Raw genomic sequence first — 12,413 nt, forward strand, 5'->3', positions numbered from 1 at the left:
CTAAGGCAGTAGATTTACTACTGCTTGATATACATCGTTATGAATTTCTTCAATGGTGCGCAACGTATACTGACTAAATTCATCTTTACTAGCACAAGGGATGCGGTGCCATTGGTAGCGTTCTACTAGCTCTTCATAGGCATCGTGAACAGCTACTAAGTACTGATGATTTCCTTCGTGAATATCACCTGTACTGCCTCCCGTTTTGCCAGTACGCTCCGCCATAAGGGCTTCACTGACTTCAAGAGGCATATCTAACAGACATACCGCATCAGGTGTAGGCAATCCGAACTTTTTAAATTCAAAGTCTTCAAGCCAATCCAAAAATGCAGTACGTTCCTTCTGATCATCGTATTTTACCATTTGGTGCACCATATTAGACGTCGTATAGCGATCTGCAATAATGATGCCCCCATTTTTATAGAACTCTTCCCAATCAGTTCTAAAGGATGCAAAGCGATCTATGGCATACATGGAACTTGCCACATAAGGGTTGACATCATGTACATCTTTACCAAATTCACCGGCTAAATACATTTTGATAGGCATAGCAGCGCCGCTATCATAGTTTGGGAAGCTTACAGATTTAACTGCATGTCCTTCCTTGATTAAGCGTTCTACTAATAGTTTAGTTTGCGTAGCTTTGCCACTACCATCTCCGCCTTCTAATATGATTAAAGTCCCCATAATTACTCCTGTAACACCCAGATTGTTTCTAATGTCATATCATTGGCCCCATTCGGCACGTAACCTAGAGCCTTTCGATTCTCTATATATTGTAACACAGAGGAGCTAATCTCTTCACCTACGGCTACACAAGGAATCCCTGGGGGATAATAAGCTATAGTCTCCCCAACAATACGATGTAATGCTTCACGTAACGGAACCTGCTCACGATGAGCATACATAGCATTGCGAGGTGTTACACGAACGACGGGCTCAGGTAATAGAGCTGAATCTTTACTAAGCACATCAAAATTACCCTCTAAGCTATGGTCAGTTGTATATGAACCATTTAATACTTCATCACTTACAGTTTTTACAGCCTTAATTAAAGCATCTACAGACGCCTTAGTATCGCCAATTGTAATAAGTACCAGTATATGATGAGCTTGCACTAGTTCTACCTCAATACGTTGTTTTCGCAACATTTGTTCAAATACAATACCGGTAATACCTAATTCTTTTGCATCGATAAGGACCTTAGTACAATCGTAGTTAGCCACTCGATCTTGAATATCCCTATATTCCATGGTAGTGACACCAGAAATCTTATGTAATTCATTCCGTAAATATAGGCTCAATTCTACGGTACGACTTACTAGGGCCTTACCTGCTGTGGCCAATTGATAACGCGCCATATCTAAGGAGGCAAGGAAAATATAATTGGGACTCGTACTTTGTAGCATTTGATGCATTTGTGTAATACGACGTTTATTAATCATATCTCCTTGGCCTAATAACCAAGAGGTTTGTGTCAAAGACCCAACTGATTTATGCGTGCTTTGTGCTACTAAATCTGCACCCGCCTCGATAGCACCTATAGGTAAGGATTCATCAAATGGTAAGTGTGGACCATGTGCTTCATCAACCAGAACTATTAAACCTCGTTTATGTGCCTCTTTTACAATATTTACAATATCTACACCTACACCATAATAATTCGGGTAGACTAATAGAATCGCCTTTGCCTCTGGATGGGCCTCCATGGTTCTAACTGCATCTTCTAAAGAGACACCTAAAGGTATGCCCCATCGCTCATCAAACTGACAATCCATATAGACAGGCTTTGCACCAGATAAGACTAAACCACTTATAACAGAGCGATGCGCTTCACGAGGAATAATGATTGTTTCATCGGGACCTACTGTCCCCATAACCATAGCTTCGATCAAGGCCGTAGTGCCATTGATGGAAAACCAACAGTGATCAGCACCATATAACTCAGCTGTTAAGTCTTGTGCTTCCTTTAATGCCCCTTCTGGTTCATGTAAGTCATCTAAGGCATACATAACACCTAAATCATATGGCAAAGCAGGTCCCATCCAGTCTTTTAGTCGCTGAGGCGCTTCAACACCAATTTTATGACCTGGTGTATGAAAGGGCACAAAATGTTGTTCTTTATATGCTTCTAAGGCCTCTACAAAAGGCATTCTTTCTTGATTACTCATATATACCTCGTAAAAAAGGCATGAATCTCTATGAGACTCATGCCCTTATGCATGTATTTATCGATGTGGACGACGTTTAGGATTGAATTGATTCATCCCCTTATCGATACCCACTTCTAAGGTACCTAATACAGCTTTCACCGTATCCTTGATACCCTTTTGTACTTTCTCTTGTGACTCTTCACTAAATGGTGCTAACACATGATCTATGACAGTCCACTGTGGTAACGGACGACCTATGCCTACGCGGAAGCGAGGGAAATTCTCTGTTCCCAAGTGAGATATTAAAGACTTAATACCATTGTGACCGCCAGAGCTACCATTTGGTCGAATGCGCAATTTGCCTACTGGTAAATCCATATCATCATAAATGCAATACACATCAGATGGATCAATCTTATAATATCGCATCAACGGTCCTACAGATTCACCACTTGCATTCATAAAAGTTTGAGGCTTTACAAGCAATACTTTTTCACCATTTACGGTAATGCTGCACACTTCTGCTCGTTGTTCCTCCCTCCAAGGAGTGTGAGGAACACTATCCGCGATGGCGTCGACAACCATAAATCCTATATTATGTTTTGTCTTTTCATATTGCTTGCCTGGATTACCAAGGCCTACTACTAATTTCAAGAATCACCTATTATTTGTCGAACAAATTACTTACAGATACTTCATGGAAGATACGCATAATTGCTTCGCCCAACAATGGAGCAACAGACAATTGTGTAACATTTTCCAATTTACAATTTTCTGGTAATGGCATTGTATTTGTAACGATAAGCTCTTTAATATTAGAGTTCGCAATGCGTTCGCTAGCAGGATCTGTTAATACTGCATGAGTAACAGCAGCTGTTACAGATTTAGCACCAAACTCTTCCAAAGCTTTCGCACCCTCTACAAGGGAACCAGCTGTATCTACGATATCATCTACGATAATACAGTTTTTACCTTTTACGTCGCCAATGAGATTCATAACTTTAGCAACGCCTGGTTCAGGACGTTTTTTCTCGATAATTGCGATTGGTGCACCAATACGGTCAGCCAAGTCACGAGCACGTGTTACGCCACCAAGGTCTGGGGAAACAACGATAGCATCTTCAAGATGTTTTTCGTTAATGTATTTAGCCAAGATGGATGCACCATATAAATGATCTACAGGCACATCGAAAAAGCCTTGAATTTGACCTGCATGTAAGTCAACAGTTACAAGACGTGTAATACCAGATGTTTGCATCAAATTAGCTACTAATTTAGCTGTAATAGGCTCACGACCACGAGTTTTGCGATCTTGACGAGCATAGCCATAATAAGGAACTACAGCAGTAATATGGCGTGCAGAAGCACGTTTCAACGCATCAGCCATAACCATTAATTCCATTAAATTATCGTTTACAGGATAGCTAGTTGGTTGAATGATAAATACATCTTTGCCACGTACGCTTTCATCAATCATAATTTGTACTTCGCCATTGTTGAAGCGACCTACAAATGCTTCACCTAAAGGCAAACCTAAATAATCACAAATTTCTCTTGCCAATGCTGGATTTGCATTACCTGTGAAAATCTTAAGTTTTTTGCCGTCTTCAAATGCCATTTTGATACCCTTTCATTTGTTCCTATACTGGTTACTTATCCATAATCATCCATTACAGATACACACTATTGCCTTTTTATTGTATACTATTTTGCCCTAATTGTGTTAAAAAATACGAAAATTTTTTATTTCTTTTTGAAAGTATCCTCTGTTACCCAATTTTCTTTCACAATTTGCTTGCTGCGGCCTACTGCCAAAGCCTTATCTGGCACGTCTTTAGTAATAGTAGAGCCAGCACCAACATAGCTATAATTACCAACAGTTACAGGAGCCACTAAATTACTATTACAACCAACAAAAGCACCATTGCCAATTGTGGTACGGTGTTTAACTTTACCATCGTAGTTTACAGTAATTGTGCCACATCCGATGTTTACTCCAGCGCCTACATCGCTGTCGCCAATATAAGAAAGATGTGGGAACTTGGTGCCTTCCCCAACATTTGAGTTTTTAACCTCTACGAAATTACCTACATGAACCTTGTTGCCTAGTACAGTATTTGGACGTAAATGAACATATGGACCTACATCTACACCATCTTTTACTTCGCAGTCATGACCATAAGTGAAGTGGATAATCGTATCGTTACCAACTTTCACATTAGTTAAACGAGTATGTGGACCAATTTCACAACGCTCACCAATTACAGTATCTCCTTCAAGGATTGTACCAGGATACAAGATTGTATCCGCCCCTACTGTTACCTCTGGAGCTACGTAAGTATTTGCTGGATCGATAATTGTTACACCGGCTGTCATTAATTCAACATTTTTACGGTGTTTTAAAATAGACTCCGCTTCAGCTAATTGCAAGCGAGAGTTTACGCCTAGAGACTCTTCAAAGTCTTTAGTCATATAAGCGCTTACCTTATCGCCACCATTTACAAGAATACCAACTACATCTGTGATATACAATTCACCTTGTGCATTATCATCAGATAGTTGATCTAAGCACGGCCATAATTTTTTGCTATCAAAAGCGTACATACCAGTATTTACTTCTTGAACGGCTAATTCATCTGGTTTACCATCTTTTTGTTCTACTATGCGAACTACGGAACCTGCTTCATTACGAATAATGCGACCATAACCAGTTGGATCAGGCATATGTGCTGTTAAAATCGTAGCAGCTGCACCAGAGTTTTTATGCTCCTCTAAAAGAGCTTCTAAGCTTTCCTTTGTAACGAGTGGAGTATCACCACACAACAATAAGATTGTACCATCATAATCACCAAGCACTGGCTGAGCCATTTTTACGGCATGCCCTGTACCATTTTGTTCTTCTTGGCGAACGAATTCAGCACGATTACCTAAATAATTTTGTACCGCATCACCACCAAAACCTACGATAACCACATCGCGGTTTGTGCCGATTGACTGAACGGTTTCAAGAACGCGCTCTACCATAGCTTTGCCGCCAACCTTGTGCAACACCTTTGGCAATTTAGACTTCATGCGCGTACCCTTACCAGCAGCTAAAATGAGGCTTGCAATATTCATAGTAATCTCCTATCTATTATCTCTTATATGTCTGACATTTTAATATTAATTACATTTTTAACCTATTAGCCAATAGTTAATATAAAACTATTATACTGGCCTATGATGTGCTTAATATTAATATTTATCTTTACTCTTCATCAAATACTGGTTCAATACTTATTTTCTTTGTATTTTCATCGATACCATAGAAGGTAAATAGTGATTCATAATCATCGATTAATTTGGGGTTTGGTTCTGCCGTTGCTACTAAAACACCGGTCCCCACAACGACACCACTCATTTCAAGGACAAGCTCTTTTAATCCCTTCGCAGTCCCCCCTGCTTTCATAAAGTCATCGATAATCAAAACCCTAGCATTCGGTGGAATAGCGCGCTTTGTAAGCGTCATAGTTTGAATGCGACCAGAGGAACCAGTTACGTAGTTAATACTAATAGCCGAACCTTCAGTAACCTTACTATCACGACGAGCAATGACAAGAGGTTTATTGAAAGCTCGCGCTACCATGACAGCTAACGGAATCCCCTTTGTTTCTACAGTCAAAATATAATCTGGATTGCGATCCATAAAGCGAGTCATAATAATTTCCCCAAGGCGAGTCATCACATGCCAGTCGTAGAGAATATCAGACATATAAATAAAACCGCCAGGAATAATACGATCCGTCTCCTTTAAACGAGCTTGTACATCTCGTAAAATATCATTTGCTTGAGAGCCTTTACGATGAGGAATAAATCGCACCCCACCAGCTACACCGGCTACCGTTTCTAATGTTCCCAGTTGAAAGTGTTCCATAGACTGTCTTACACAGGTTAGATCTTCACTAACTGTAGATTTCGCCATGCCAAAGAAGTCACAAAAATAATTCAAAGGAATCAATTTTTGCGGTGAATCAACTAACAATTTTGTCATTGCCACCATTCGTTCCACGCGCCGTACTTTATCCATAGACTTTCCTTTACCATTTATCATATAACTATTGAATACACCCATTTATTAAAAATGATGAGTTATCCTCCCATATATCTATTATTTATTATACCATAATCTCCGAATATTCGAGTTTTCGATAACATCATAATTCGGTAAAAGAAAAAACTCTCTAGTACATATATCATGAGATAAGTCGATTAAACCTATCTTAGAATAATATACTAGAGAGCTTTGATTATAAGACGTATACCTTTACAGTTTGACGACCAAACTGCAATGCTTCAGAGCGAGAATCATATGCCAAGTCAATGCGATGACCTTTAATAGCACCACCTACATCGTCAGCTACAGCATAGCCATAGCCCTCAACGTATAGCCTTGTGCCCAATGGAATCAATCTAGGATCCACAGATACAATCCCTTTTTTCAAGCGACTGCCCGTAGCCGTATAATTTCCATTGCCAGGATCTTGAGAAGAATAAGCACTAGCCTCCATAGTTAACACTCGGGAGTATTTATTCGGCACACCATCATGACTTAATGCTGTACCATGACCACCATATCGAGTCTCCATCTTTTCTAAAGCATTCATCGTACTTGGACCAACGCGACCATCTACAGCGAGTCCTTTAGATTTTTGAAATTTTCGTACGGCCTGTTCTGTGTTATGACCATAAATGCCATCTACAGAATCATGCAAAAACCCTTGATGTTTTAACATTGTTTGGACCTTACTTACATGGTGCCCCCGTTGTCCCTTATCAATCGTTTTCGCCAATGATACAGAAGATACCATTGTAGTCATACAAACAAGCGTACATGCAATAATTATTTTCTTTACCATATACACCTCACCTTACAACAAGTAGTATACTATATAGTTTTAAATAATTTATAAACCATAGATTCTCTATCAATATCCAAAATTCATATATATTAAGCTATTAATAAAGATCTCAAAGGTGTATCACATATATATCATAAGAATATAGGGTAACAATGAAAAATCTCCACTGCATACTGATAAAGTTTTCATTTAGAATTATTCTTCTAAATTTGAAATACTGTTCAGACTACAATGGAGATGTAATACATTTATTTAATTTTAGCAGTTATGATATACACCGATATGGCATTCCTTACGATTTGCACCAACAATTCGTAAGAATACATAGCCAAGTACGGCAGAGATTAAGGAGCCTAAAATTACGCCACCTTTAGCCATCTCTTGAGCATGTCCTGGAGCAAATGCCAGAATAGATACGAAGATACTCATTGTGAAACCGATACCACATACAATAGCAGTACCATATACATGTTTCCAATTTGCTTCTGTTGGCATTGGCACAAGACCACATTTTACCATAGCAAATACGGCTCCGAAGATACCAAGTTGTTTACCAAGGATAAGGCCTAATGCTACACCAAGTACTACCGGATGCGATAAGTCATTAATAGTTACATTACGTAAATCTACACCTGCATTAAAGAAGGCAAAGATTGGTACGATTAGGAAGCTAACCCAGTTGGATAGTAGATGTTCCCAATGTTGCATTGGACGAACGTGTTTATGGCCACATTTACCTTTTTCAGGAATTGTCATGGCTAAGATTACACCTGCCATAGTAGCATGTAGACCAGATTTCAATACACAATACCAAAGGATAAAACCTAAAATGATATATGGTAATGGTCTTACATAGCCTTGTTTGTTACAGTAAATTAACGCACCTACAACTACCGCTGCAGCTACTAAATAAAATGTTTGTATACTTGCAGCATAGAAAATGGCAATTACAATAATAGCTATTAAATCATCAATAACAGCAAGAGCTGTTAAAAATACCTTCATAGAGTTCGGCACTCGAGAACCTAATGCAGAGATGATACCGATAGAGAATGCAATATCTGTAGCCGTCGGTATAGCCCACCCATGAATATATTCGGGATCAAAACCTGCGATTAAGTAGTAAATAAAAGCTGGTGTAAGAACACCGAACAAGGCAGCAATACCAGGCATTACACGCTTGGCATTCGTATTAAGCTCACCTGCTACAAACTCACGCTTAACTTCGAGTCCCACAAATAGGAAGAATATGGCCATCAAAGCATCATTAACCCATTCAAGAATTGTTAAATTACCGATATGGTGATTAACAATCTGGAAGTATTGTTCAGATGATGGAGAGTTCGCTAAAATTAAAGCGAGTACTGTTGCTCCTAATAATACAGACGTAGCTGCACTTGGAGAACGTAAGAATACAAATATGCGTTCCATTTGAATCCTTTCTATACTTTCAAAAAGATTACCTTATTAAATTTTACCACGCATCTTGCGTATTTGGTAAGCTAAAGTTAGAACAACTGCACCTAGTAAACCAGCTACAATAGAACCTATAAAGATACCTACCTTAGCCATTTCTTGAGTTATACCCGGTGGGAAAGCTAATGTCGCAACAAAGAGACTCATAGTAAAGCCGATACCACATAGAATGGCTGTACCATAAATCTCAGGCCATGTCGTATTAGTTGGCATTTTAATCGCTTTAGATTGAACCAAAATATACACGGCAGAGAATATGCCTAATTGCTTACCTAAAATTAAACCTAATGAAACACCTATAATCACTGGATGGAATAAGTTTTCCATAGAGAAATCAGCAAAAGATACACCAGCATTCAAGAAACTAAATAGTGGAATAATAAAGAAGTTTACCCAATTTTTTAAGGCATGAGCCCACTCCTCCATCGGATATACTACTTTATCCAAAACTTTACCATCCAAAACTATACCATCCAAAACTTTACCTTTAAATGGAATCGTCATGGCTAGTACAACACCAGCAATAGTAGCATGAACACCGGATTTTAAAACAAGATACCAAAGAACTAGACCGAGTACACAATACGGTAATGGTCGTAAATAGCCTTGTTTATTAGTATATACCAATAAACCTGTTACCGCAGCTGCAGCTATTAAATCCATAAAATTGACGCCTGCTCCATAAAAGAGAGCGATAACTACTATAGCAATTAAATCATCAATAACAGCTAAAGCAGCTAAGAAGGCTTTCATCGCTGGAGATACCATATTACCAAGCATTGTAATAACGCCTATAGCAAATGCGATATCTGTAGCAGTTGGAATCCCCCAACCATGTCTAAACTCTGGCATATACCCAGCGGCAAAGTAATATACTATAGCTGGAGTAAAAACACCTGCAAATGCAGCTAATACAGGAAGTACTCGTTTTTGCTTAGTATCTAGCTCGCCAGAAATCATTTCCTTCTTAATCTCTATACCAACATATAGAAAAAATAACGCCATTAATGCGTCATTTACCCATTCTAATATGGTCATAGGACCAAGATGTATTTGCATAGTAGCAAAGTACTGATCAGCCATTGGTGAATTAGCAACGAGCACACCTAAAATAGCCGCGGACAGGAGCGATATCCCACCTGCAGACTCTGATTGGAAAAATGCTTTTATATAATTCATAGTAACTACCACTTTCTCAATCATAATATAAATACAGGTTTAATACATAAAAAACCTAGTTGATATATATTATTATATCATTTTAGTTCGAAATTAATCAATAAACTAATGATGAACCTCATTGATTAAGTGGATAAAATATACAATAAATTAATGATTAAATCCTCTAATTAAAGAAATAAAAAATACTATTAGAGGAATAGTTAAACAAATACCTGCTATAGTATTTGTAACTGGATTGGACCAAAGTGGCATAATAAATCCAAGTAATACTAAGGTACCACAACAGATTGGTGTACGCCAAACATGTTTTATCTCAGCCGATATTTTAGATTCTGTAGCACTAGCTCTGCCAAATTTCTTTTTAATAGTCATAATAATACCAGTCACGATGCCTACAATAAGAACAATATCCCAGATGGCCCATAATATTTTAAGAGCCATCGTATCATGATTATGAATATGGAGATTAATCATTGTAGTCATGCCCGTAAAATACCAGGGGATATTTTTTGTAGAATACATATCCTTAGTAGAATCAGTATATAAATTAGCATAGACTGGTTGGCCCAAGAACATAGCTGGATCATCATCATTTTCAGCACCTAAATAAAATGCATAATGATGATTATTAAATTTAGATGGATAATCTATAGATATAAGCTGACGATCTGGGTATGCTTTCATAATTCGAGAGATAGCTTCAGATGGTTGTAAAATGTCAGATTGACCAACTGAAAGTTCTTGCTTTGCAGTGTGTAGTACATCTGCATTATAGCTGCCATTAGCAATAAAAAATCCACCTACCCATACACCTGTAATGCATAATATGAATCCCCATACAGTGGCAACCATAGCAAATTCTCGATGTAATGTACTTAATTTCATATAGTTAGACAATACAGTAGATTTTGCAAAGCTTTTACGAAATGGACCATATAAAAAAATACCAGAAATAATAGATAAACTACATATAAAAGATAAAATCGTTACAATATAAATTCCTGTTTTGCCAAGATCTAATCGAGTATGTAATTGGTGAAGCGTATGTAACACACTTCGAACCCAAGGATGCGCAGGCGTTTCATGATGCGTAGTAATAAGCCCCTTTGTTTCAGGATTATATAATGCATAATCCCCTCCCATCCCCATACGCGCTGGAGGTGCTACGGTAGCAGATGAATCAATAATACGATACCGTAAAATATGTGTAGCCCCCATAGCTGGAGAAATATTTAAAATATCCTTAGACGGATATTTTTCTTTCACTAATAGGGCTCCTTCATCAGCATAATTAAAAATAGACATTTCTTGTTGGCTCATCGCCATTGATAACGAGAAAAGATGTGACCCTCCTTGAGCCCATGCATTTAATTCAGTTCTGAACATAAGGACAAGACCTGTAATGCAGAACATTAAGAAAAATAGCACAGAAAGTATAGATAACCATTTATGAATTTTATAAATTTTTGACATACATATGCCTCCTTTCTCATTATTTTATACATCAATTCTTATATCAACACAATACAGCAACCACTATGGGTATAGAGTATATAAAGAAGCTCCACTTGAATGTATATATTATAGTATGATACAATATGTACATCATGCGGGCGTAGTTCATCGGTAGAATGCGAGCTTCCCAAGCTTGAGAGGAGGGTTCGATTCCCTTCGCCCGCTCCATGCATAAAATTTCCGAGATGTGATATATATCATGGTTATTTTTTTTGTATAATGATAGAATAATAAAGCTTTGTATTGTATATTTTTTTATAAGGAGTATTTCATGAAATTAAGCGCAAGAAACCAATTAAAAGGTACAATCGTTGAAGTTCAAGAAGGTGCTGTAAACGCAATTGTAAAGATTAATGTAGGTAACGATAACATTCTTACAGCTGATATTACAGTTCAATCCGTTAAAGAATTAGGCTTAGCAGTTGGCAAAGAAGTTGTAGCTGTTATCAAATCCACTAGCGTAATGGTTGGTGTAGAATAATAAAACTAGAGTCGCTTCGGCGGCTCTTTTTTTGTATATAAATTAATTTTGTATTAAATTGATATGAATAAAAATGAGTCCTGTAAGCTGTTATTAAGCAGCTTATAGGGCTTTTATGTTTTATATAATTACTACAATAGAAAATATATTTACCAATTTATAGACTTACTCAACTATTTTATATAGGATACCATTGGTGCTTACGCACCGCGCTATCAGGTATATAAAGCGAATTTACATAATTTTAGACTTACTCAACTGCTTTACGGTTCGGTAACATTGGCACGTTGTGCCGCGTTACCGTGTAGATTTAATTTGCCTCCTACCACTAGACGCGGCTTCCTATCACACTCGCCCATGGCAACATATAATACATTATGGCAATGTACAGACTTAACTATAGGGCTTCGTCGAACCTGATGCAATGGACGTATGCGTCGCTGTGCTCCTTTACGTCCTATTGCCCTAGGTTTCCCACGCCGTCTGACACGGACACCTACATAGATAGTACCTCTACAACCTTGGCTGGAGACGGCTCTAGCAGGGTAAGCTAGTCGAAGACTAGCAAAAAGAAAAAGGCCTACCTTCAGGTAGACCTTTTTCTTTTTATTAATCAGCGGCTTCCTATCCTCCCAGGCCGTCTCCAGCCAAGTACTTTCGGCGTTTATGAGCTTAACTACTGTGTTCGAGATGGGAACAGGTGGATCC

The 12,413-nt window shown here is 38.1% G+C and carries 11 protein-coding genes, 1 tRNA gene and 1 rRNA gene; 2 read left to right on the forward strand and 11 right to left on the reverse strand.

The features are described 5' to 3' along the window. The 10 genes from KH364_RS07525 to KH364_RS07570 form a co-directional block, all read right to left on the reverse strand. A complete protein-coding gene (locus KH364_RS07525) occupies positions 1 to 687 on the reverse strand; it encodes a thymidylate kinase (protein WP_009351416.1) in 687 nt (228 codons plus the stop codon). A gap of 2 nt (positions 688 to 689) precedes the next feature. After that, on the reverse strand, positions 690 to 2,171 hold the full coding sequence (locus KH364_RS07530) for an aminotransferase class I/II-fold pyridoxal phosphate-dependent enzyme (RefSeq protein ID WP_273299173.1): 1,482 nt from the start codon (positions 2,169 to 2,171) through the stop codon (positions 690 to 692). 57 nt (positions 2,172 to 2,228) lie between these two features. Next, positions 2,229 to 2,807 (reverse strand): aminoacyl-tRNA hydrolase, encoded by a 579-nt coding sequence (gene pth, locus KH364_RS07535; protein WP_273299174.1) that lies wholly within the window; start codon positions 2,805 to 2,807, stop codon positions 2,229 to 2,231. A gap of 10 nt (positions 2,808 to 2,817) precedes the next feature. Further along, the gene (locus tag KH364_RS07540) at positions 2,818 to 3,771 is read right to left on the reverse strand and encodes a ribose-phosphate pyrophosphokinase (RefSeq protein ID WP_009351403.1); all 954 of its coding nucleotides are present in this window, start codon (positions 3,769 to 3,771) and stop codon (positions 2,818 to 2,820) included. 125 nt (positions 3,772 to 3,896) lie between these two features. Then, positions 3,897 to 5,270, reverse strand: coding sequence for a bifunctional UDP-N-acetylglucosamine diphosphorylase/glucosamine-1-phosphate N-acetyltransferase GlmU (glmU, locus tag KH364_RS07545; protein WP_273299176.1), 1,374 nt, complete (start codon positions 5,268 to 5,270; stop codon positions 3,897 to 3,899). Positions 5,271 to 5,400: 130 nt separating this feature from the next. After that, positions 5,401 to 6,219 carry a pur operon repressor gene (gene purR, locus KH364_RS07550; protein ID WP_265137548.1) on the reverse strand — a complete coding sequence of 273 codons (819 nt, stop codon included), beginning with the start codon at positions 6,217 to 6,219 and terminating at the stop codon, positions 5,401 to 5,403. Positions 6,220 to 6,439: 220 nt separating this feature from the next. Continuing rightward, positions 6,440 to 7,048, reverse strand: coding sequence for a peptidoglycan-binding protein (locus tag KH364_RS07555; RefSeq protein ID WP_009351398.1), 609 nt, complete (start codon positions 7,046 to 7,048; stop codon positions 6,440 to 6,442). A 261-nt stretch (positions 7,049 to 7,309) separates the two neighbouring features. Next, positions 7,310 to 8,482 (reverse strand): Na+/H+ antiporter NhaA, encoded by a 1,173-nt coding sequence (nhaA, locus tag KH364_RS07560; protein WP_273299178.1) that lies wholly within the window; start codon positions 8,480 to 8,482, stop codon positions 7,310 to 7,312. A gap of 36 nt (positions 8,483 to 8,518) precedes the next feature. Further along, the gene (gene nhaA, locus KH364_RS07565) at positions 8,519 to 9,706 is read right to left on the reverse strand and encodes a Na+/H+ antiporter NhaA (RefSeq protein ID WP_273299180.1); all 1,188 of its coding nucleotides are present in this window, start codon (positions 9,704 to 9,706) and stop codon (positions 8,519 to 8,521) included. A gap of 150 nt (positions 9,707 to 9,856) precedes the next feature. After that, positions 9,857 to 11,182, reverse strand: a complete 1,326-nt coding sequence (locus KH364_RS07570; protein ID WP_273299181.1) for a PepSY-associated TM helix domain-containing protein — start codon at positions 11,180 to 11,182, stop codon at positions 9,857 to 9,859. Between the two features lie 136 nt (positions 11,183 to 11,318). On the opposite strand from KH364_RS07570, the gene KH364_RS07575 reads away from it, so the two are divergent. Both KH364_RS07575 and KH364_RS07580 read left to right on the forward strand, forming a co-directional pair. Continuing rightward, positions 11,319 to 11,392 (forward strand) — tRNA-Gly (locus KH364_RS07575). A 103-nt stretch (positions 11,393 to 11,495) separates the two neighbouring features. Then, positions 11,496 to 11,705 (forward strand): TOBE domain-containing protein, encoded by a 210-nt coding sequence (locus KH364_RS07580; RefSeq protein ID WP_009351405.1) that lies wholly within the window; start codon positions 11,496 to 11,498, stop codon positions 11,703 to 11,705. A gap of 611 nt (positions 11,706 to 12,316) precedes the next feature. On the opposite strand, the gene rrf is transcribed toward KH364_RS07580, so the two are convergent. Then, positions 12,317 to 12,413: ribosomal RNA gene (rrf, locus tag KH364_RS07585) — 5S ribosomal RNA — on the reverse strand; the annotation flags it as partial.

Origin of the sequence: Veillonella sp. oral taxon 158, assembly GCF_018376515.1 — a bacterium.
Lineage (GTDB): Bacteria > Bacillota > Negativicutes > Veillonellales > Veillonellaceae > Veillonella > Veillonella rogosae.